General features: G+C 41.9%; 20 protein-coding genes. 8 read left to right on the top strand and 12 right to left on the bottom strand.

The window, feature by feature from the left end:
• Window positions 1–2: 2 nt before the first annotated feature.
• A complete protein-coding gene (locus tag DF182_RS21670; protein ID WP_113617890.1) occupies window positions 3–1,253 on the bottom strand; it encodes a restriction endonuclease subunit S in 1,251 nt (416 codons plus the stop codon).
• Between the two features lie 46 nt (window positions 1,254–1,299).
• Window positions 1,300–2,862, bottom strand: coding sequence for a type I restriction-modification system subunit M (locus DF182_RS21665; RefSeq protein WP_113617889.1), 1,563 nt, complete (start codon window positions 2,860–2,862; stop codon window positions 1,300–1,302).
• Window positions 2,863–3,072: 210 nt separating this feature from the next.
• On the opposite strand from DF182_RS21665, the gene DF182_RS21660 reads away from it, so the two are divergent.
• A complete protein-coding gene (locus DF182_RS21660; RefSeq protein ID WP_113617888.1) occupies window positions 3,073–4,437 on the top strand; it encodes a Fic family protein in 1,365 nt (454 codons plus the stop codon).
• Between the two features lie 537 nt (window positions 4,438–4,974).
• Complete coding sequence (locus DF182_RS21655) at window positions 4,975–5,928, top strand: amidohydrolase family protein (protein WP_113617887.1); 954 nt, start codon at window positions 4,975–4,977, stop codon at window positions 5,926–5,928.
• Between the two features lie 85 nt (window positions 5,929–6,013).
• On the opposite strand, the gene DF182_RS21650 is transcribed toward DF182_RS21655, so the two are convergent.
• Window positions 6,014–6,622 carry an FMN-dependent NADH-azoreductase gene (locus DF182_RS21650; protein ID WP_113617886.1) on the bottom strand — a complete coding sequence of 203 codons (609 nt, stop codon included), beginning with the start codon at window positions 6,620–6,622 and terminating at the stop codon, window positions 6,014–6,016.
• 113 nt (window positions 6,623–6,735) lie between these two features.
• Here DF182_RS21650 and DF182_RS21645 point away from each other — a divergent pair, with 113 nt between their 5' ends.
• Window positions 6,736–7,101, top strand: coding sequence for a winged helix-turn-helix transcriptional regulator (locus DF182_RS21645; protein ID WP_113619680.1), 366 nt, complete (start codon window positions 6,736–6,738; stop codon window positions 7,099–7,101).
• Window positions 7,102–7,197: 96 nt separating this feature from the next.
• On the opposite strand, the gene DF182_RS21640 is transcribed toward DF182_RS21645, so the two are convergent.
• From DF182_RS21640 to DF182_RS21625, 4 genes are all read right to left on the bottom strand, one after another.
• A complete protein-coding gene (locus DF182_RS21640; protein ID WP_113617885.1) occupies window positions 7,198–8,832 on the bottom strand; it encodes a RagB/SusD family nutrient uptake outer membrane protein in 1,635 nt (544 codons plus the stop codon).
• Window positions 8,833–8,872: 40 nt separating this feature from the next.
• Window positions 8,873–12,283 (bottom strand): TonB-dependent receptor, encoded by a 3,411-nt coding sequence (locus tag DF182_RS21635; RefSeq protein ID WP_113617884.1) that lies wholly within the window; start codon window positions 12,281–12,283, stop codon window positions 8,873–8,875.
• Between the two features lie 132 nt (window positions 12,284–12,415).
• A complete protein-coding gene (locus tag DF182_RS21630; protein WP_113617883.1) occupies window positions 12,416–13,579 on the bottom strand; it encodes a FecR family protein in 1,164 nt (387 codons plus the stop codon).
• Window positions 13,580–13,679: 100 nt separating this feature from the next.
• Window positions 13,680–14,240, bottom strand: coding sequence for a sigma-70 family RNA polymerase sigma factor (locus DF182_RS21625; RefSeq protein ID WP_147243503.1), 561 nt, complete (start codon window positions 14,238–14,240; stop codon window positions 13,680–13,682).
• Window positions 14,241–14,395: 155 nt separating this feature from the next.
• Between DF182_RS21625 and DF182_RS21620 the strand changes: the two genes are divergently transcribed.
• Window positions 14,396–14,731: a DHCW motif cupin fold protein gene (locus DF182_RS21620; RefSeq protein WP_113617881.1), complete on the top strand. Its 336-nt coding sequence runs from the start codon at window positions 14,396–14,398 to the stop codon at window positions 14,729–14,731.
• A gap of 73 nt (window positions 14,732–14,804) precedes the next feature.
• Here DF182_RS21620 and DF182_RS21615 read toward each other — a convergent pair whose 3' ends face one another.
• From DF182_RS21615 to DF182_RS21595, 5 genes are all read right to left on the bottom strand, one after another.
• Window positions 14,805–15,653 (bottom strand): DUF5694 domain-containing protein, encoded by an 849-nt coding sequence (locus tag DF182_RS21615; RefSeq protein WP_113617880.1) that lies wholly within the window; start codon window positions 15,651–15,653, stop codon window positions 14,805–14,807.
• A 65-nt stretch (window positions 15,654–15,718) separates the two neighbouring features.
• Complete coding sequence (locus tag DF182_RS21610) at window positions 15,719–16,522, bottom strand: helix-turn-helix domain-containing protein (protein ID WP_211327181.1); 804 nt, start codon at window positions 16,520–16,522, stop codon at window positions 15,719–15,721.
• A 352-nt stretch (window positions 16,523–16,874) separates the two neighbouring features.
• Window positions 16,875–17,267: a VOC family protein gene (locus tag DF182_RS21605; RefSeq protein ID WP_113617879.1), complete on the bottom strand. Its 393-nt coding sequence runs from the start codon at window positions 17,265–17,267 to the stop codon at window positions 16,875–16,877.
• A gap of 273 nt (window positions 17,268–17,540) precedes the next feature.
• The gene (locus tag DF182_RS32610; protein ID WP_262511105.1) at window positions 17,541–17,780 is read right to left on the bottom strand and encodes a TlpA disulfide reductase family protein; all 240 of its coding nucleotides are present in this window, start codon (window positions 17,778–17,780) and stop codon (window positions 17,541–17,543) included.
• 62 nt (window positions 17,781–17,842) lie between these two features.
• Entirely contained in the window at window positions 17,843–18,532 is a 690-nt protein-coding gene (locus DF182_RS21595; RefSeq protein ID WP_113617878.1) for a DUF4304 domain-containing protein, read from the bottom strand.
• 64 nt (window positions 18,533–18,596) lie between these two features.
• Between DF182_RS21595 and DF182_RS21590 the strand changes: the two genes are divergently transcribed.
• The 4 genes from DF182_RS21590 to DF182_RS21575 all read left to right on the top strand — a co-directional run bounded on the left by DF182_RS21590 (window position 18,597) and on the right by DF182_RS21575 (window position 21,445).
• Complete coding sequence (locus DF182_RS21590) at window positions 18,597–19,196, top strand: Crp/Fnr family transcriptional regulator (RefSeq protein WP_245957508.1); 600 nt, start codon at window positions 18,597–18,599, stop codon at window positions 19,194–19,196.
• 170 nt (window positions 19,197–19,366) lie between these two features.
• Window positions 19,367–19,819: a nuclear transport factor 2 family protein gene (locus DF182_RS21585; protein ID WP_113617877.1), complete on the top strand. Its 453-nt coding sequence runs from the start codon at window positions 19,367–19,369 to the stop codon at window positions 19,817–19,819.
• A gap of 10 nt (window positions 19,820–19,829) precedes the next feature.
• The gene (locus tag DF182_RS21580) at window positions 19,830–20,915 is read left to right on the top strand and encodes an NAD(P)H-dependent flavin oxidoreductase (protein WP_113617876.1); all 1,086 of its coding nucleotides are present in this window, start codon (window positions 19,830–19,832) and stop codon (window positions 20,913–20,915) included.
• 209 nt (window positions 20,916–21,124) lie between these two features.
• On the top strand, window positions 21,125–21,445 hold the full coding sequence (locus DF182_RS21575) for a hypothetical protein (protein ID WP_113617875.1): 321 nt from the start codon (window positions 21,125–21,127) through the stop codon (window positions 21,443–21,445).
• The last annotated feature ends 37 nt before the right edge of the window (window positions 21,446–21,482 follow it).

The following is a 21,482-nucleotide window of genomic DNA, read 5'->3' as shown; positions in this document are numbered from 1 at the left end:
TGTTAGCTTATTGGGACTTCTTCATCTACTTTGACGCGGATTTTGCCGGTGAGGAGTTGTTGCATGAGACCACGTTTGAGCAACTCTGTTTTTCCTTTCTTTTCTTTTAAAATAGCTAACTTCTCATCGACAGTACCTAATATTTCAACTATTTTTCTTTGCTCATGTATAGGAGGCAAGCCAATCGGATAGTTCTCTACGAATTGCCTGGGAACCCTTCTCTGCCCAGCACTACCAGTCATATTACGCTCGCCTTTCAGACGAAATTCGGTGCTTATTGTGTGGTAATATATAAATTCCTTCAATACCTTATCACCTACTCGAATAACATGAAATTCTGTACTTCCAAAACCTACTCCATTAATAAGCCCTTCAATAAGGGCGCCTTTACCATTTTCAAAGCAAGGAGTTATTTTTGCCAGAATAACATCATCATCTTTAAAGCAGGTGAATCCCTTGTTTACTTCACTATACTTTTTCGCGTTATAGGTAATCAGCTTTGCATCCTCCGAAACATCCACCATTCCAACAAAGGAAACATCGTCGGAATCTCCCATTACAATTTTTCGCGGATTTATTATTGCTAATTTGCCAATACAACTCACTTCCCAACTTTCTGGAATTTCTCCATAAGCTGATGATTTGAACTTCGTATGCCCAATTCCTTTAGTAAAGAGCCCCTGCATAAGGCCTTTCTTCAGGAGCGTGGTCTGAGTTATTTGGGATTTGATTAACTCAATTTTTTCATCAACACAATTCAATGCTTCGGCTATTTTCTGTTGTTCCAACAAAGAGGGCAGGCTAATCATCTGATTCTCCATTTCACTTTTAGTCACATGGAGCATAGTCGATCCATGTGACTGCCTCATTAGCTTATTGGTATTCTCATCTAGTAAATAGAAAAAAAACAATTTATCCACCCGTGAAGAATCTACCACCACTTTCCATATATGATAATGGTAAATGGCTTTTTCCCCCTTCCACAAAAAAGGTCCTAAAGTTGCGGACCACATATACAATAAATCTCCTGGATAACAATATTGATGTTCTGGCAATTTTAAATTTGAATAATAATATTTATTACCGGTGCCTGTAAGATTCTGTAATCTGACAACAGGTATTCCTGAACTCTCCCATTCTGACAATTTATAGGCACGTCCATTGTAAAATGTTGCAATATCTCCCTGCCTCACTTTAAGCCACGAATTTGTGGGATCTAAAGTGGATTGATATTTATCTTCAATTATTTTCATTCGACGTTTATATTGTACTTCCTACTTATTAATTCTCTACAGACAACTATATGCCCAATTTTTCCAAAAGGGAACTTAGCTTGGCATCTATTTTCACCTCCCTTTCTGCTATAGCCTTCAATTCCATCTGAATTTGGAATAGGTCAAATTCTTCTACTTTTTCACTACTATCAAAATAGCGGGATATATTAACATTATAGTTATTCTCATTTAATTCCGCTACTGGAATTATCCGCATATACTTATCTATGTCACATGAACTACTATACGAATTTACAATTCGTTCGATTTGTCTATCTCCAAGCTCATTTTGATTTTTCCCTTCTTCAAAATCACCACTGGCATCAATTACAATTACCTTCTTAGCGAACTCATGAGGCTTACATTTTGATAATATCCATACAGAAGCAGGTATTCCGGTATTGTAAAACAAAGCGCTTGGTAAGCCTATTATCCCTTCTATCAAATCTCCTTCAATTAATTTCCGACGTATTTCCCCTTCTGTTCCTCCTCTAAACAATGTTCCATGGGGTAATACTACTGCCATCTTCCCATCCTGCTTCAACACTGACAACATATGCTGCAAAAACGCCAAATCCGCATATCCTCGCGGAGGAATACCATATTGAAAACGACCATACTTATCTACCACTACTTTATTATAATTCAAAGCTACTTCCTTCTCCTTACCATCTTTTCCCACCTTCTTTGGGATATTCGCCTCTGCAATTGTCCACCATTTATCCTGTGAAAAAGGAGGGTTTGCAATTACCCTGTCAAACAACATCAATTCCCCATTCTGCTGATGTTTAGGCTCTATAAGGGTATCCCCCTTTTCAAGGTTTGCTTCAACATAGTTGTGCAGTAGCATATTAAGTTTTGCAATCGCCCAGGTACCTAAATTCTTTTCCTGACCAAATAAAGAGACATTAATATTCTTCCCAACAAGACCACCGGGCTGCTCAGCAATATATCTGGCGGCTTCAATCAACATACCTCCAGATCCACAGGTAGGGTCATACACTTTATTCCCTGGCTGTGGCTTTACCAACTGAACCAGTAGTTTCACTACCCCTCTAGGTGTATAGAATTCTCCTCCTTTCTTTCCGGCATCATCAGCAAATTGCTTTATGAGATATTCGTACGCGTCTCCCAAGAGATCAGGCGTATACAGGTCTTCATTACGCAGAGAGTGTTCGTTAAAATGGCGCAACAATCGCATCAATGTGGGGTCGCTGAGCTTTTCCTTGTCACCAAATTTAGTAGCAGTAAGCACGCCATCTATACGTAACTTTGCATTACTTTCTTCTATTGCTGCAAACGCTTTATCCAGAGCTATACCCACATTTTCAGTAATAGATTTTAAATACTCCCAGCGAGCAACATCTGGCAACTTGAAAAAAGTATCGCTTTCCGCTTGTGCGCGAGATACCTTTTCTGTTTTCATTATTGACTCCACTTCTTCCTCAAAAACGTCATTTACACGCTTAAGAAAGAGCAATCCGAAAATATAATTTTTGAAATCTGAGCTATCAATACTTCCACGCAGAATATTCGCGGAATCCCATAACCAGGATTCGAGGGTGGAGAGATCTAATTTTTCTGCCATATGAATTTTAACAATCTAATCAGGTAAATATAAATTCTTTTCGGGTTCTTTATCTCACAAACATTCTAGTAATTTAGAATCAATTTGTAATGATTTATAAATTAAGCTAAACTAATTGATTATTTCCCACTTAATAACTTCACTTGTCGGAATAAGCAACATTACGACAAAAAAATGTCGTAATTTACACCCAAATGTCGGAATAGCCATATGACCCAAAACAGCCATACCACAAATGATCTATTGTTAAATACCCTGGAACAGTTTCCAAATGGTGCATCCATTGAGGAAATCATTGCGCGAAGTAGGTTAAAATTAAACACACGTACGCTGCAAAGAAGACTGAATGATTTGCGCATTTCTGGCCTTATAACCACAACAGGCAAAACCCGTGGCCTTCGCTATCATCTCACCAATAAAAATAAATTAGAAAATAGTACCAATTTCCCGGATGCTCTATTATCCGATGCTTCTCAGAAGATTCTTACAATCGTTCAAAGCCCTATTCAAAAACGCCGGCCAGTAGGATACAACCGCAGCTTTCTGGAAAACTATCAACCTAATATTAGTAATTATCTGTCTCTGTCAGAATTAGAAAAATTAGCTGCATTAGGTAATACGGCCAGATTAAATGAACCAGCGGGCACCTATGCAAAAGAAATCCTGAACAGGTTATTGATAGACTTATCCTGGAACTCCAGCCGTCTGGAAGGCAATACCTATTCCCTCCTGGACACTGAACGACTGATTTCTTCCGGACATGTAGCAGACAACAAGTCCGCAAAAGAAGCTCAAATGATCCTGAATCACAAGGATGCTATTGAATTCATTGTACAATTAGCAGATGAAATTGGATTTAACAGGTATACCCTGCTAAACCTTCATTCACTGCTGTCCAACAATCTTTTACCTAATCCTGCTGCATCAGGGAGATTAAGGCATATCCCAGTAGGTATCCAGAACAGTGTATATACTCCACTTGCCGTTCCTCAGCTCATCGAAGAAATGTTCGATCTGATGCTTGATAAAGCGTCTCAAATCAAGAATCCTTTTGAACAAGCATTTTTCATCATGGTGCATATACCTTATTTGCAGCCTTTCGATGATGTGAATAAAAGAGTATCTAGATTAGCGTCTAACATTTCACTGAATAAACACAACCTGGCTCCTTTATCCTTTATTGATGTACCGAATGAATTGTATACAAAAGGCCTGATCGGTGTTTATGAACTAAATAGAATTGAATTACTGAAAGACGTCTTCCTTTGGGCTTATGAACGTTCTGCAGCACAATACTCTGTACTCAGACAATCACTGGGTGAACCTGATCCATTCCGACTTAAATATCGGGACCAAATCCGGTCCATCATTCGGAAAATAATATCCGAGGCGATGCCCAGACCCCAAGTAGAGCCATTTCTGCAGGATCAGGCCAAAGGCCTACCAGAGGTAGATAGAGATAGGTTAATCGAAGTAGTGGAAACAGAACTACTATCGTTACATGAAGGTAATTTTGCCAGGTACATGGTACGCCCTTCCGAATTTAGGAAATGGCAGGATGAATGGAGATATTAAACATCCGTAATGGTAATCATGATACCATGTATTTCAGATAAAAAGAGGCAATATTTTCCAAAAAACTCCCATCTGGAGTACTTTAAACCGTCTCGACTATTTGAAAGACTGTAGATTAGCGACTTTTTTTTATGTCCTGAACAGCTGACTAAATATATTACAGACAGGGTTTAATTAAGTGAAACTAATTTGCAGAAGGTGCTTTCCTGTTTTAACCTCTTAATTCCTTTTCTACTTCCCTTACATCTTTTATCGATGGTACACCGCTCAAAGAAGTGAGCCATCTTGAATTTGCCTATATCACCAATACCAGGAGACTAGAAGATTTTATTACACTAAACTCACGAAAGCGCTATCAATTACTGAAATAAAACCCGCGATGGTGCTCCGTTTACCTAATAAGTTGGTGGCCAATTATCTCAATATTACCCAGGAGGCACTTAACAGAATAAAATCCGGAATATGATTATTTGATCAGGATCAATAGTATAAATATTGGATAGCCGGACTTTTGTAGCTCACTCAATTGAATCAGCTATGCGTATTATAACATTAGAAGAGCACATTGCCTTACCTGAATTTGCCCATGAGATACAGCAGTGGCCTTTGCCTCAGCAAGCAGTGGAGAAACTCGCTGACATCAGTGACATTCGTTTAAAATCAATGGACGACAATGGTATTGATATGCAGGTATTGTCTGTAGTGGGTAGGGGCGCAGAAAGTTTAGCACCTCAGGAAGCACTGAAGTTTGCCGTCAGGTACAATGATATCCTTGCCGCAAGAATTGCCGCCCATCCTACCCGGTTTAAGGCATTCGCACATTTACCGATGTCTTCTCCGGAGGCGGCGGCTAACGAGTTGGAAAGAGCAAAAGAGGAACATCATTTCTGTGGAGCCCTGATCAACGGGCTTACAAATGGTAAGTTCCTGGACCTTCCGGAATTCAGGCCACTACTGCAAAAAGCGGAACAATTACAGATGCCCCTTTACCTGCATCCCGGCATGCCACCTGAAACTGTGGCCCAGGCCTATTACAACGATCTCCCGGGATCACTAGGTGTGATGCTTTCATGCGGCGGTTGGGGATGGCATGCTGAAACAGCGCTACAGGTACTACGTTTGATTATGACCGGAACATTAGACCGGTATCCCCGGTTAAAGATCATCATTGGTCATATGGGAGAAATGATCCCCATGATGATGTCTCGGCTGGATGAAAAATTCAATGTTACCAACACCGGGTATCACCAGCGCACCGTCAGTCAAACCCTGCGCGATCAGGTACACATTACTACCAGTGGTATTTTTACTTTACCTCCGCTGATGGCCGCACTAGGAACTTTTGGTATCGATAATGTTATGTTTTCCGTAGATTATCCTTTCAGCACAAATGAAGCAGGAAAACAACTGCTGGAAAACATTCCACTGCCTCCTGAAGAAGTAGCGAAGATAGCAAGCGGAAATGCAGAGAGACTGCTGGGCCTGTCCTGATCCGGGGTGTATCATCAAAACCGGCGTTCTGAAAAAGATTAAAGGCACCGACTTACGTCGATGCCTTTTTATTACATTCAATGCGTTATATAGCTATGGCTATGCTTTCAAACGCATTTTCAAGAGCCGCCTCCGGTCCTATGATTGACTGCCCCTCGGCTCTAAAAGCACCTACTACATTGATCCCGATAACAGTAAGAAAGGAACGTACATAAGGTTCCCCGAAATCGTAGGTTTTCAGTTCACCTTCTGAATAAACTCCACCTGAACTGGTAGCTATATACGCCTGCTTATCTTTCAGCAAACCTTCAGGCAGCAACCCTTTTCCTCTAGACTTAAATGTTATGCCTGCCCTTGCAATATGATCGAAATACGCCTTCAGCAGGGAAGAGATGGTGAAATTATACATTGGAGTCTCTACCACAAGGATGTCGGCATCGAGTAGTTCCTTAATTGCTTCGTCTGAATACCTGATACTATCCAGCTGTTCGGCTGTCCGGTTTTCAGCGGGTGTGAAAAAGGAATTGATGTGAGATTCATCCAGGTGAGGTGGCGGATTTTTTGCCAGATCCCGCACAGTCACGATGTAGTCAGCATGTTTTTCTTTTATCTTCTCTACAACAGCATTTCCTAATTTCCTGCTGGCAGAGGCATCTGTTCTCGGGCTTGAAATAATGTGCAATATGTTTTTCATTTCTTTTACTTTTTGGTAAGTCAAAACTACCTACATTAGCTAATAAAAGGTTAGTAGTATACTAAAGGTTAGTAGTAACCTAAAAGTTATTTAATCCGGATAAACACATGAAAATGCCAGACTTACGACAAGTGAAATGTACCGCCCAGCTGTCCGCAGTGGAAGATGCGATTTACGTACTCGGGGGTAAATGGAAGCTCCGTATCATTATTGCGCTGGTAACCGGCTACCATCGTTTTAACGAATTGCAGCGTACCATTCAAGGAATTTCAGCAAGGGTATTATCAACAGAACTGAAATCCCTGGAGCTGAATGGGTTGGTGAAAAGAGTGGTTAAAGCAGATCAGACACCGGTAGTAGTGGAATATTTGCCTACCGACTATGCAGAGACCCTGAAGGAAGTGATATCCGTACTGGGGAGCTGGGGATTAAAGCATAAAAAAAGGATTACAGGAAAAGATACGGCACCTATCAACTAACCTCTCCTAATAGTACAGCCATTCCCTAACGGGAACGGCTGTATTGGTTCAGATCTGCTATTTGTTAGGAATAGTTAAGACAGGTATAAAGCCGGTTTACCAACCCTGATTTTGTTCCAGTACTTTTCCGGCAGGGTATTTCTGTAATTGAGCCAGCGGAATCGGGAAATAATACATTTTAGGCTCAAAGGTTCTTTTTTCTACCACGGTACGCGTGTACTGACGCGCACCATCTACTGTTTCTATACCAACACCATAAATGGTAGTCCCTAACAAGGTAGCTCCCATATCCCAACGACGGATATCCGCACGACGTTCTCCTTCAAATGCCAACTCCACTGTACGTTCTCTTACATATGCATCCCAGGTCATTTGCCCGGCAGCGATTTCAGGCATCTGTGCTCTGCGTCTGAGCAGGTTTACATACTTACGTGCTTCCTCCGGATTACCGAGTTTCAACTGACATTCTGCATAGTTCAGATAAATTTCGGCCAATCTCAATACCACACAATTCTGATAATTGGTATTGTTACCATAAAAAACATAACCAGGATTCAGGAACTTTCTGAACATATAACCTGTGAGCGAAGGACTACCAAAAGTAGGGTTAAATACCGATCCCAGTTGCATGTCTATTACTTGTCCTTTCCAGGTAGTACCATCATAAATGATGCTTGCGTGAAAACGAGGGTCCCGGTTAGCATAAGGCTGCACTGCATTGTACAAGGGCGATTTATCCCAGGGTAAACCATCCGTCATCAGATACTGATCTACTATGTTCTGAGTAGGTACATCTTCCGGACTAAAAAAGCCGGTAAAGAAAGCTGCGTTTTCGTACAGGTCTAATGTATGTGTTTGTCCGCTTTGATCGCTACCATATTCCTTATTGAAAATTACCTCTGCATTATCATCATTTTGCGGATAAAAGAGCGCGCCATAATCAGGGAATAACTGATAAACATTCAGGTTCATTACCGCTTCTGCCGCAGTAGCGGCGGCGGCATACTGTTTGGCGTTCAGGAGTAAACGGCATTTCATGCCCAATGCAGCACCTTTGGTGATCCTACCTACATCTGAAGCGCCGTATGCAACAGGCAGTACAGCCGCAGCAGCATCTAAGTCATCTATAATAAATGCCCTACAGGCTTCATCTGTTCCCCGTGGAATATTCAGATCATCTGTCATACTCAGTACTTTACTGATAATCGGGAAACGACCGAAAATGGAATACAGTAACTGATAATTATAAGCCCGCAAAAAACGTACTTCACCAGTAAGCTGTTCTTTACCTTTTGTACTAAGCGGCATATCTTCCAAATGCGATAAAAACAAATTGCACTTACGAATATTTTCATAAGCACCATTTTGATGAAACCCGCCACTACTGGGAAGTGACCAAAAAGCATCAAATATATTAGCAGCAGCATTATACTGTCCGTGATTAATCAAATCTGCCGTACCTCCCGGAAAATTGGATTGTGCTTCATCGGTGATATCTGCCGGTAAAAAACCCTGATTGATGGAATTATATGAACCTACGTAATCATAGGTGGTAATAAGATTACTATAAATATCCATCACAAAACGATTGACCAGTGCACTATCCTTCCATACATTCTCTTCACTGTACTGGTCCAGCGGGCCTTTATTCAGGAAGTCCTTTTTACAGGAACTACCTAATAAAACAACTGCTGCAAGCAGGATGAATCCGGTAATTATATTTTTTATCATGGTGTACTTACTTTAATAAATGTCCATTAAAATGTGTTTCTTAAAATTGCAGGGTAGCGCCCACTGTGTAAGACTTCATCAGCGGATCAGTGATCTGTCCGGCAGATTCAGGGTCTGTTAATTTAAAGTGGGTAAGGGTGAGCAGATTATTTCCGGAAATGGACAACCGGAGATTTTTAACTCCTATTTTCTGCAATATTTCTTTTCGTAAACTATAGGCCAATTCAATATTCTTCAGGCGCATATATGCGGCATTCACAATCCAGTAATCAGATACTTCTGCATTGTTTTGATAGTTAACCCACAGGCGCGGATACGTAGCCTGCGTGTTTTGTGGTGTCCAGTGATCCAATAATTGCTGACTACCGGAAACCCCTACACGGGAATTTGTAGTGGAGTTGTAAGCCTGTACATTACCAGATCCCTGAAACAGTACATTCAATTCTATCCCGTTATAGTTACCACCAAGGCGGAAACCATACTGAACACCAGGAAAGAAATGTTCACCGAGCACTACACGGTCATTCGGTGTAATGATACCATCTCCGTCTACATCCTGATAACGAATATCACCAGGGGCTACCGTTCCATATAAAGGTGAAGGTCCTCCACTTACTTCCTGCGGTGTCTGATATAATCCCTGCGACTTATATCCCAATCGTCCTACCAACGGATCTACTACGGAGTAACTGGCTACTGAGGTACCTGTAATCTTTTGCCACTCTGGGGTACTGCGTGATTCCGGGAAAGAAACTATTTTGTTTTTATTAAAGCTGACATTTGATTCAATATAATAAGTGAATTTTTTCAGATGACGGGTATGACGCAGCGTGATCTCGAAACCACTATTATCCACAACTCCATTATTGTAGTCTGGTAATCCAAGTCCTATTACAGCAGGCACCTGTAAGGCTGGTGCTGCCAGAATATCTCTGGTGCGTTTGCGGAAATAATCAGCTTCCAGTGTAAGCAGATCTTCTTTAAAATGTGCTTCTACACCGATGTTAGTCATTACTGCCCTTTCCCAGGTGAAAGAAGGGTTGGGCAATACACCTGTTTGCAAAGAAGAATAATAGGTAGGATTTGCTCCACCCAGCGTATATCCGCCTCCATAATAAGGCGCCCCTATCAATTTATAAATAGACAGGAATTGATACGGGTCTACCCTATCATTACCGAGTTGTCCCCAGGAGCCCCGGATTTTAAGGAAATCAACATTTCTGGAAAGTGGTTTATAGAATGGTTCGTCTGAAATCACCCATCCTGCCGAAACGGAAGGGAAAAAACCATATCGGTGACCAGGAGGGAAAATATCTGAACCATCATAGCGGAAGTTAAACTCCACTAAATAACGTGCATCATAATCATAGGTAACCCTTCCTACCACGCCTCTGCGGGCTGATTGAGACGCATTACCTGAAACAGAAGCCTGAGAAGGGTCTCCGAGTGATAACTGCGGTAATGCTGACGAAACAAAGTTTCTACGCTGTGCACTAAAATTATCTGTCTGCGATTGTGTTTGCGTATATAATAATAATCCGGATACATGATGGCTCGCAAATTCACCGGTATACCGTAGTGACCCTTCCAATGTGGTAGCCTGTGGCTGATTGAAGCTTTCGCTCAGATTAGCCGTTGGCGGGTTGGCCGCCACTTTCGTATAGTCACCTGCCTTATTGATGGTGTACATATCATAAGGCGTTGAAAAGTTCTTACCAAAAGAATATCCTTTATCATAAGCCGCTGTACCTTTTACAAATAATCCTTTTATCCAGGGCAGCTCATATTGCAATGATAAAGTAGAGTTAAGCGTATTATTATAAGTAGTGTTAAAGCCAGCAGCACCAATAGACTGTAAGTAAGTATTGCCTCTTTGTTCCGGAACCTGGGCATATAAACCATTGGTGAACTGATTTGCCCTGATAGGCGGTGTACCGTAAGCCTGTTTCATGATATAAGTACCACCATACACATTTTGCCCTTCCTGCTTACTAAAAATACCAGCTATATTCAGATCCAGTTTGAGTCTGCGGGTAATATTTGCAGAAAGATTGCTACGCAGGTTCCAACGACTATAGTCTTCAATTGGTACCAGTCCGGCGTTTTTCACATATCCCAGTGAAACAAAATACTGGGTATTTTCACTACCGCCGGCAGCGGAGAGGTTGTAATTAGATTGCAGTACGGATGATTTGGTGAGTGTTTTTAACCAGTCTGTATTGGGATAGCGGTTAGGATCTGACCCATCTTTAAACAGCTGTATCTGCTCTTTCGTATATCCCAGCCCGATAGATGGGTTATAGGTATCTTCATTTCGCAGGGCTTCATTTTGCAGCTCAGCATACTGATAAGCATTTACCCGTTTATAGATAAATGTAGGTTTTTGTGTACTGATATTGCTGCTGAAAGTAATTTCAGGTTTACCGGCCTGTCCTTTCCTGGTAGTAATCAGAATTACCCCATTGGCAGCTCTTGCGCCGTATACCGCAATAGCAGCAGCATCTTTCAGCACAGATACAGCCTGAATATCTGTTGGATTCAGGTCATCAATACTACGACCAGGAATACCATCTACGATTACCAGTGGATTGGAATTATTAAAAGTACTGAGACCACGAATTTTAATATCAGACCCAGCGCCTGGTACACCATTGCTTTTCTGTACATATAAGCCGGAAATCTTTCCTGCCAGCATATCAGATACTGCGGCACCAGTATGGTTTTCGTTTAATTCTTTATTTCCTACCGTCGCGATTGCCCCTGTAAGTGTTGCTTTTTTTTGCTGTCCGTACCCTACCAGTACAATCTCTTTCAGCTTAGTAGTAGCCTCTTTTAACACAATAACAATTGGGCTATCATCTTTTACAGTGATGCGTTTGGGTTCGAAACCAATACTTGATATTTCAATTGTATTACCACGTACCACCCCTTTCAACACAAATACACCATTCGCATTGGCCGGAACAGATCGTTTTTGTTCTGTTATATTGATGGTAGCACCGGGGATGGGATTTCCCTTTTCATCGGTTACTTTTCCCTGTATATCCATTTGCTGACCGGCTTGTCGTGTGGTATCAGCCTGTATAGCGGCATTGCCGGCCAATGGTTTTACGATTACGGTTTTCCCCTGGATTTCAAAGGTAAGCTCCTTACCTCTCAGGGCTGCTTCCATGGAAGCTTGTATCGTTGCATTCCGAACGTTGACAGTTACATTTCCGGCTTTTTCAAGCAGTTCGTAGGTACATACAAAGTCATATCCGCTTTGTTTTTGTATTTCCCTGAATACTTTTTGTAAGGGAGCCGATTTCTCTGACAGTGTGACCTGAGCATATCCGGCAGCACTAACTGTGAGACAAGTTGATAAAAGAAAGATGGCTGATAGGTTCATGATCACCATTATTTTGGTAAAAGTCCTGCCACGGGCAGGGTTACAAAGAGCCTTAAATTGCATAGCTTTGCATTGTTTAGGTTGATAAAATAAACGGTCCGAACAGATTGTGAATTGATTAGCCTGAACATGTTCCCCGCTCCGGTCTAGGCCCCGGAGCGGTTTTTATTTCAGGTTATTCTATTTGCTTTTTTATTATGGCATAACAATTACTTTCTTTCCTTCAATTTTGAAGTGCACACCACCGGTGGCTTCCAATACCTTAAATACTTCCGATGCATTCAGCTGTCTGGAAACAGATCCCCAGAAATGTTTGGTAACAGTCCCCCTGTATTCCACCTCCAAATCATACCAGCGTGAAATCTGACGCATGATGGCAGTGATATCTTCTTTATCCCTGAAGATGAATTTTCCGTTTCTCCAGGCCATTACCTGTTCTACATCTATCTCTTTAATCAGTTCCATTTCACCGGCAGCTGTTATACTGGCTTGCTGACCAGGATGCAGGAGCTGTGTCCGATCACCGCGTACTATCTTCACCTTGCCTTCCAACAGGGTAGCATATTTATTTTTTTCATCTGCATAGGCATTCACATTAAAATGTGTTCCTAATACATCCACCGTCATATCCCCCGCTTTAACGCTGAAGGGCTTATCAGCATCAGGCGCCACTTCAAAATAAACTTCCCCTGTAACGGCTACCATTCGCTCTTTTCCGGCAAAAGCCGTGGGATAGGTAATCGATGACGCGGCATTTAACCATATCTGCGTTCCATCCGGCAAACGCAGTTGATACTGGCCTCCTCTGGGTGTAGTAAGTGTGTTATACACAATTTCCGCCGGTTCACTTTTTAAAGTGTGATAAACGATTTGCCCGTTCACCAGCTTTTGTACCTGTGTATTTCCCTGTTGAGCCAGGCTACCATTGGCGGCGCTATCCAGTATAATTTGACTACCATTCCCCAACGTAAGTATGGCTTTGTTACCTCCGGGAGCAACGTCTTGTGGTGTACTGGCTACTGATGGCTGCTTTATTACATCAGTATGATGCCACCGCCAGTAACTTCCTCCGGCAACAGCCATGAGCAATAAGCTTGCAGCAGCCATGCTATACCATTTTTTCCAGCCTGCGCGTAATGGTGCTGGTTGGCTATCAGCTGGCGCCCCCATATGAAGCTTTTCATGGATGCGGGCCTTAATCCTCGCACCAATCAATGCTTCCTCTCCTGGTTGGAAATCCCATGTCGACTTATCCAATTGTTGCTGATACCAGCTCTCGATCATCATGACTTCCTCCCTGCTGCATTGTCCCTGTTGGTAACGCTGCAGCAGTTCCCGGATCTCTTCCTTATTAAGCATAAACAGCCTTTTTATAGCAGCAATGCATTCTCAATTGTAGTTACTGCTATATATATGTGTAAAAAAAGAAAGGTTGGTGGTAGATAAAATTCAATTTTTTTTATCCTTGGTGCGGAAATGCGTAAACAGTGGCAATTATTAGTGCTAATGGAATCGTGTTCATGTTTTTCCTGATCAGCTTCAAAGCATTATACACCTGCTTCTTCACCGTTTCCTCGGAAATGTGCAGTTTTATAGCAATTTGTTTGTGCGTAAGTTGTTCTTTCCGACTGAGCAAAAACACCATTTTCATTTTCTCCGGCATTGTTTCTACTATCTTATCAATGGCTATTTCCAGGATTTTAGCATCCAGATGAGACTCTATAAGCGGCAAATCAGCCTGCTGAAAAGCAAGCGTCAGCGAATCATCATTATCCAGTAATTCAATTTTTTTCTCTATGTGGTGAATAGCCAGATATCTGGCACTCGTATGAAGATACCCGGCAACAGAACCGTGGATCAGCAATTCCGCGCGTCTTTTCCAAACAGACTCAAATAATTCCTGTACTACATCTTCCGCATCACTTTCTGAACGCAGAATTTTCATGGCATTTCTATAGATATCCGCCCAATACCGGTCATAAAGGGCTCCAAATGCCATCTCATCGCCCTCTTTCAGCAATTCACACAAGACTTTATCGGTATGGGAACTATACAGCGTCAAATTTTTTACCAGAAAAACCGCATAAAAGTAATAAAAAAGGCAGAATCAATGCTTTAACCTGATTTTTTAAGGTCTGGTTGTTATGGTAGCCGGACTTTCGTATTTTTAGGAATATGAAACATCCTTTTCAATGTATTGACTGGAATACCATTGATTCCACAACCCATGCCGGTATAACCGGCAGTGCATTATGGCAAACGCTTCAATTGCCTGGTTTGCGAATTCGAATTGTTACCTATACCCCCGGATACCTGGCCGATCATTGGTGTAAGAAGGGGCATATTGTTCATTGCCTGGAAGGCAGCTTTATCAGCGAATTGGATAATGGGGAACAGTTTGTACTGGATCAGGGTATGACTTACGTCGTTTCTGATGAACTTAGTAATCATCGTTCCAGTACGGAATCAGGGGTTAAACTACTAATAATTGACGGAGATTTTCTGAAATAACCTGTGGTGATTACAAAGCCCAAAGGCACCGCTTTCACTATGTCATTGGGCTCTGCAATAGATCACTCTTTAGTTAATTCTTCAGAATATCACTTAATTCAACAGCCTTATAATTCCTGTCTATAGCGATAAATTGCTTAAACACCGCAACATGGCCACTTCCAGCAATAATCATAATACGTTCATTCTTTTCTTCTGAAAGTTTTTGAATTAATGAATACATATACAGGTTCCTTTTATACCAGGCATTCACAACGTCAGCTCCTGTAAAGTCATGTAAAGCGCCGCCTTTGTTCAACAACGTTATATAAAATCCCAGGTTGAAGTTTCGTGTGCTCGTTTTATTCTCTTCAAGTAAAAGTTGAGTCAGTGTGAGTTTCTTCATTAAAGCATTTGTCTGCTCACCAAACTCTTTTATTTGTTTGTCGATCTCCTGCTGCAGACCTGTTTGTCCTGCTTTTTGGATGGCAATCTGTAAACTATCATAAGGCCAGTCCATCGGGTAATCTATAGCATATATTTTTTCCAGTCCTGCTTTTTTACCTGCTCTGAAGACCAGTTGAAATATTTCATTCTGTGCATAGAATGTATTACCCGGAAATTTATCCTGTACATAGCTAAAATAGGTGCCTTTCAGGTAGCGGTTATACAGCGTATCCAGGGCAGGCTGATTATCATATTCCCACTCCACAAATATTTTAGTGGGCCGAAACTTCTTAATATGGTCTGTTATCAGTTCCAGTTCCTGTTGTGATTTTTTACTCATTACATCAAAAGTCTCTGTTTTTGCCAGATCAGCACCGGGATTGTTAAAATGAAATACACCCACCAAAAGCGCTTCTTTTTGAATGTTTTCTTTCTGAGCATTTACATTATTGGAAAACAATAGTATTACTGCAAAAAGAACCAAATACAATTTCATATGTTTACTTTTAGCGCAAAGAAATAGAAAGGAAATTGACTAAAATTGTATAAATGTAAACTCCGTTAGAAAACGAGCCACACATTTTCTTTTTCCGTATCTACCCTGTTAAAAAAGTCCGAAGGTTTGAAGCGGGTAAAGCTCCTGAAATCCCTAATGAAATGAGATTGATCGTAGAATTGTGTAAGATGTGATAATTCAGTCAGACTGCCTGCTTTTTGTTTTTCTGAAATTGAATTTCTGAATCGCTGGATTTTTCTGAACTCTGAAGGCGATTTTCCAATATGTTTAATGAAAATCTTGTTTAGGTATTGTCTTGAGATATGATGTTTTTTTGCCACCTCATTTAGTTTTAAATCGGACTGAATATCTGTAATCAGCCGATCTACAAGAGAAAAATCCCTGAGGATTAACTTCGATAGCCAATAATCTTCCAGTTGCCTGATTTGCGAATCCCTGTCTTTGGTATTGAATATTTTATACATTGCGTCCTTGTAATCCACAAAAGGATTAAAGCTGACTATATTTTCCCTGAACAATACCTGTATATCATCCACAAATTGATTTAAACCCAAAGGTTTGAAATAAATCGTAATCTCATCAGTAACATCATTCTGTATAATTTCAATCGGAAGTATATAACGGCTAACCAAACTTGAATCGATGTTCTCCTGTTCAGAAGCGGAAACGACAATCCTGTTTTTTTCCAGTATCAGGTTGGTGTTTTGATAAACTGCAGCGATACAGTAATTGTTTGGGAAAGTCCAGTATTTTATAGGTTTGGCAATGCTTTTTTTGTTGATAAAATAGAAGCCTTCAATGTATTTCCTCAAAGTTTCATTAGATGGTTTGTAAAATTGAACCTCCATTTATCGCATTATTTGAAAAGACTGCTAACATTAAATCTTCCTTAGCGACCGTTGTAGCTCCAGAAATTTCTCCTTTTCTTCCCAGGTTACCACATAAATAATAGGGAAACGCGCTTTAATCAGGGCCGCAAGTTCTTTATTAAAATCAGTAGCAGGCATAATCGGTTTAGTTAGTTACTCCGGACATTTCGCAGGCAAGAATATAGGCATCACCGTTAGAAGCTTGGAAAACATCAGCCTAAATATATATCTATTTTTCTGCAATTCAGATATCAGGGAATCATCATGCCAGCGCGCATCCAGAAAAAATCGAATCGCTGAGCGATGCCTTTCTTACTTCATATCTTTATCACTATTTTTTCGGCTGCAACAGATCCCATAAGTTTCCATAAAGATCCTCAAACACAGCCACCATACCGTATTCCTCTTCCTTAGGCAGCCGGACAAAATGAATACCTCGCTCCACCATTTTATGATAGTCTCTCCAGAAATCATCTGTATATAAAAAAAAGGCTACACGCCTTCCTGTCTGGTTGCCAATGCGGGATGTCTGTTCTTCATCTGCTGCTTTGGCCAACAATAAACAGCATTCAGTAGCACCTACGGGTGCTACTAAAACCCAACGTTTGGTTTCACTTAAAACCGTGTCTTCAATTAAGGTGAAATCCAGTTTTTCGGTATAAAATCTGATGGCTTCGTCGTAGTCTTTAACGACAACAGTGATATGCGCTATATGCTGCTTCATGCGGTAATTTCAGAAAAAACCATTGATTTTTTTACAAAAAGAATATTCTCCAATAACAAATCCCCGTAGTGAAACCACCACGGGGATTATGTTTACTAAAACCGCTTTCTACACGCCAAATATCTCTTTCAGCTTTTTGTCCATTGCCTCATCATCTTCTCCGCCGCCACCATAACGACCGATGATCTTACCATCAGGATCGATGAGTATTTTAGTAGGCAGGGAATGAATACCATAGTAGTTGCTGACATCTTCCGGATTGGGCAGGTTCTTTTATCTTTTCTGCCAGTCGAGGCCGCGGAGCACATGCCGCCAGATACCAATACCATCCTGGCTGACCGCCTTCTTCCAGGCATCGTGATTGGAATCGTCGTCGGAGATACCGATGATTTCGAAACCTTTGGACTGGTATTTAGTGTATAATGCTTTCAGATGCGGATTACCTTTACGGCAGGGACCACACCAGCTGGCCCAGAAATCCAGCATGACATATTTACCTTTAAAAAATCTCAACCAATATAATCACTTATTTAAAAAAGTGATACATCTAACACAAAAAGCCGCTGCAGCGGCTTTTATCCGTTTATCTTTAAATTATTCAGATAAGCTGCTTTCATTGTTACGTCCGTTACCTGTTTATTAGGCATGTTACCTGCTGTCTCCATTTCTTCAAAAACCCGCCTGGCATTTCCGGTCAATCGTTGTTGCATTAAATAATTATCAAACGCTGTTTGAGCAATATCCTGGCTGCCAAAACAACATAAAAAATCGATCGGCAGATTTTGATGACGGGTGTCAAAATGTTCATTCAGCGCTAATCCGTTTGTGGCTATCTCTTTTAATATCTGATCAATATCTTCAAACTTTTCAAAGACCGGCAGCGCATAGGTAGTGATCAGTTCACATAATTTAGGGATTTCATGGTCCTGATTACTGATGGCCATGTTCCAGTCCTGGTTTTTGTTTTTCAACGGCGTTAAATTTTCCAACCGTGTGCCGAAGATGAACCCTGTAGCGGTATCTGACTGGTACCGCTGCATTTGCCATTTTTTGAGCTCATTGGAAGTAATGGACAGGTGAGGCCACAGGGATACACTTCCACTCCAGTTTTTGGTACTGGACTGAAAATATATTTCGAAGGTCAGCTTTTTGTTTTGGGATGATTTTCTAAGGACCTGCCCTTTCTGCAGTGGTTTAAAACCAAAGGCAGCCATCCTTTCTGCCATCTTCTGACATCCTGTTTGGAATATTTCTCTTGCATTCATTTTCAGATGTATTTATAGCGCCAGGGGCTGCTGCAAACATAATACATCATTTGGAAGTACCTATATGAAAATAAGTACCTTTATCCCTATGCAGTCACAATCCATTCTAAAAGAGCATCTGGCTAAAACAGCATCCCTTACGCAGGAAGAGTTTGAGTACCTCTTTGCTCATTTCAAACCGCTCTCCCTAAAAAAAGGACAGATGGTAATACGGGAAGGTGATAAAGTAGACCATGAATATTTTGTGTTGTCCGGCTGCCTGAAAGCCTTCTTCATTAATGATGAGGTCAAAATGCATATTCTGCAGTTTGCCATGCCTACCTGGTGGACTTCCGACTATCATGCGTTGTACTCCCAGACCAGGGCTACTATTAATGTTGATTGTATCAGTGACGCGGAATTATTGAGTCTTTCGAATGCTGACAGGGAAAAGCTTTGCAGGGAGATTCACCAGGTAGAATATTTTTTCCGCTGGCGTACCAACAAGGGCTATGTGGCTGCGCAAAAGCGTTTGCTCTCCTTTATGAACGACGATGCTAAAACCCGTTATGAAGAACTGCTACAGATGTATCCCCAACTGCATCAGCTGGTTCCCAAACATCTGATTGCTGCCTACCTGGGCGTTTCCCGGGAAACATTGAGCCGGCTGTACAGTACCCGCTAGAATGTGACATAGGTCACGCAATCACCCGCTGCTTTCGGCGTTACTTTGTGTCGTTAACAAAATTACGCAGGTGCTGAACAGGGCCCCTCATCTCACTTATATCTCATACAGGAGGTAGAGCTGGATAACCGGGGATATGCCGGAGAGCGCCGGCCATCATCTCAACTGATATGAAAACATTACTATTAACAGCCCTGATCACCTGTTCCCCATGGGTTATCAGGGCTCAACACCTAACAATCATGGAAACACAGCAGAAAGACTCTCTGGAGATCTCCCAGGTGCTGGAAAACCATTATTTTAATGGCATTTATACAGGAGATATCAATCAACTGCGTGAAATTTACTATCCCGGCACACTACTTTTTGGAGATGTAAAGGGTCAGCCATATGCCAAAACACTGAACCAGTACCTCGACGGAGTGCAACATCGCCAGAGCCCCAAAGACTCCGGCAAACCCTTCAAAGGGTCCATTCTGAACATCCGGACAGTAAACTCCATCGCTATTGCAGAGGTAAAAGTGAAAATGTATGACTTCAATTACCATGAGTTCCTCTCCTTTCACAAGATCGATGGCAAATGGCTGATTGTTAATAAAATGATTAGTGACGTAAACGAATAAACGAAGAACCATGTGGCATAATACCAAAGTAACCCGTTTATTGGGTATTGACTACCCCATCCTTCAAGGCCCTTTTGGTGGCGGTCTTTCCTCTGTTGCACTCGTAACGACCGTGTCCGATGCAGGCGGACTGGGAGGATACGGGGCATATACGCTAAGCCCTCAGGAGATCCATGAATTAGACAGGCAGATTAAAGCCAGCACTGACAAGCCCTACAATCTCAACCTCTGGGTATCAGACACTGACGCTCCGGATGGCAAGGTGAGTGAGGAACAATATGAACAGGCCCAGCGGATATTCAAACCTTATTTTGATGAGCTGGCCCTTCCCTTTCCTGAAAAGCCGGCACCTTTTCAATCGAGGTTTGAGAACCAGCTGCAGGCCGTGCTGGATATACGTCCTAAAGTATTCAGTTTTCTGTTTGGCACCCTGTCTGCCGATGTTGTAGAACAGTGCCACCGCGCAGGTATCAGAACGATAGGCGCCGCCACTACCGTCCGCGAAGCCGTGGCCCTGGAAAATGCCGGTGTGGATATGATCGTGGCCACAGGTTTTGAAGCCGGCGGTCACCGGCCTTCTTTTCTGGAACCTGCCGAAGTGTCTACTATGGGCACTTTTGTACTCCTGCAACTGATCCGGGAGAAAGTAAAGATTCCTGTTATTGCTGCCGGAGGGATTGCCAATGGTCGCGGTGTGGCTGCTGCATTAACGTTGGGCGCAGAGGCTGTACAGGTAGGCACCGCATTTTTAGCCTGTGATGAGTCAAATGCATTGCCTGTTCATAAACAGATGCTGTTTGACCAGGCCGCACATCATACCATTCTCACTAAAGCTTTTACCGGCAGGCTGGGGCGCGGGTTGACCAACCGGATCAACAAAGACCTGACCAACGGAGAAGCACATACGCTTCCCTTCCCGCTGCAATCTGCCTTGATGTCATCTCTCAGAAAAGCAGCCATCGATCAGCAACAATGGGACATGGTCTTTTTCTGGGGCGGACAGATAGCCCCCATACTCAAACACAGAAAAGCACAACAGCTGATGCAGGCACTGATAGACGATACCACCACCTATTTTGATGATCTGAAAGTATAAACTGGGATTGAGCCTTGTAAAAAGGCAGCTGGATGCAACAGGTGTTCCGCTTCGTGTATCCGCATCTTTGATACGCAGAAAAATTCCTGTTTCCACATTTTTGATAGCAAAGGTGCCAGTGATGTTTTTTTACCCGGTGTATTAAAATCTCTTAAAATATTTTTTGCAACATTGTTTCATTTTTAAAACACATGTAGTATATTTGTTGCATGCACATCCGACAGCTTCACTACATACGCAGACTCCTGGCCATTTTAGGAATGGCCTTACTGCTCTTTGTGCATGCGGTGAAGCTGTTCCACCAACATCATCCCATCACCGGAAAACATGCAAAGGGGGACTATCAGTTACAGGCATCCCATCTCTGCGCCATCTGCGATTATCAGCTGGCCAAAGATGCTACTGTTCCAGACCTGATCGTAGCACCGCCGGTACTATCCTTTCCATATCACATTCCTGTTTCACTTACAGTAGTTCCCTATCCAGGGATATCTCACACACACGCCAACAAAGGCCCTCCTGTGGCATAATCCATATCGCGACATTCTATTAGTTTCCATTGTATAC

Origin of the sequence: Chitinophaga flava (assembly GCF_003308995.1) — a bacterium.
Taxonomy (GTDB): domain Bacteria; phylum Bacteroidota; class Bacteroidia; order Chitinophagales; family Chitinophagaceae; genus Chitinophaga; species Chitinophaga flava.
The sequence above is the reverse complement of the archived record's forward strand: the minus strand, read 5'-3'. Positions and strand labels throughout refer to the sequence as shown.

Excerpts from the sequence above, each read along its gene's own strand:
- DF182_RS21670 (WP_113617890.1), bottom strand. The coding sequence starts at position 1,253 with ATGAAAATAATTGAAGATAAATATCAATCCACTTTAGATCCCACAAAT.
- DF182_RS21665 (WP_113617889.1), bottom strand. The coding sequence starts at position 2,862 with ATGGCAGAAAAATTAGATCTCTCCACCCTCGAATCCTGGTTATGGGAT.
- DF182_RS21660 (WP_113617888.1), top strand. The coding sequence starts at position 3,073 with ATGACCCAAAACAGCCATACCACAAATGATCTATTGTTAAATACCCTG.
- DF182_RS21655 (WP_113617887.1), top strand. The coding sequence starts at position 4,975 with ATGCGTATTATAACATTAGAAGAGCACATTGCCTTACCTGAATTTGCC.
- DF182_RS21650 (WP_113617886.1), bottom strand. The coding sequence starts at position 6,622 with ATGAAAAACATATTGCACATTATTTCAAGCCCGAGAACAGATGCCTCT.
- DF182_RS21645 (WP_113619680.1), top strand. The coding sequence starts at position 6,736 with ATGCCAGACTTACGACAAGTGAAATGTACCGCCCAGCTGTCCGCAGTG.
- DF182_RS21640 (WP_113617885.1), bottom strand. The coding sequence starts at position 8,832 with ATGATAAAAAATATAATTACCGGATTCATCCTGCTTGCAGCAGTTGTT.
- DF182_RS21635 (WP_113617884.1), bottom strand. The coding sequence starts at position 12,283 with ATGCAATTTAAGGCTCTTTGTAACCCTGCCCGTGGCAGGACTTTTACC.
- DF182_RS21630 (WP_113617883.1), bottom strand. The coding sequence starts at position 13,579 with ATGCTTAATAAGGAAGAGATCCGGGAACTGCTGCAGCGTTACCAACAG.
- DF182_RS21620 (WP_113617881.1), top strand. The coding sequence starts at position 14,396 with ATGAAACATCCTTTTCAATGTATTGACTGGAATACCATTGATTCCACA.
- DF182_RS21615 (WP_113617880.1), bottom strand. The coding sequence starts at position 15,653 with ATGAAATTGTATTTGGTTCTTTTTGCAGTAATACTATTGTTTTCCAAT.
- DF182_RS21610 (WP_211327181.1), bottom strand. The coding sequence starts at position 16,522 with ATGGAGGTTCAATTTTACAAACCATCTAATGAAACTTTGAGGAAATAC.
- DF182_RS21605 (WP_113617879.1), bottom strand. The coding sequence starts at position 17,267 with ATGAAGCAGCATATAGCGCATATCACTGTTGTCGTTAAAGACTACGAC.
- DF182_RS21595 (WP_113617878.1), bottom strand. The coding sequence starts at position 18,532 with ATGAATGCAAGAGAAATATTCCAAACAGGATGTCAGAAGATGGCAGAA.
- DF182_RS21590 (WP_245957508.1), top strand. The coding sequence starts at position 18,597 with ATGAAAATAAGTACCTTTATCCCTATGCAGTCACAATCCATTCTAAAA.
- DF182_RS21585 (WP_113617877.1), top strand. The coding sequence starts at position 19,367 with ATGAAAACATTACTATTAACAGCCCTGATCACCTGTTCCCCATGGGTT.
- DF182_RS21580 (WP_113617876.1), top strand. The coding sequence starts at position 19,830 with ATGTGGCATAATACCAAAGTAACCCGTTTATTGGGTATTGACTACCCC.
- DF182_RS21575 (WP_113617875.1), top strand. The coding sequence starts at position 21,125 with ATGCACATCCGACAGCTTCACTACATACGCAGACTCCTGGCCATTTTA.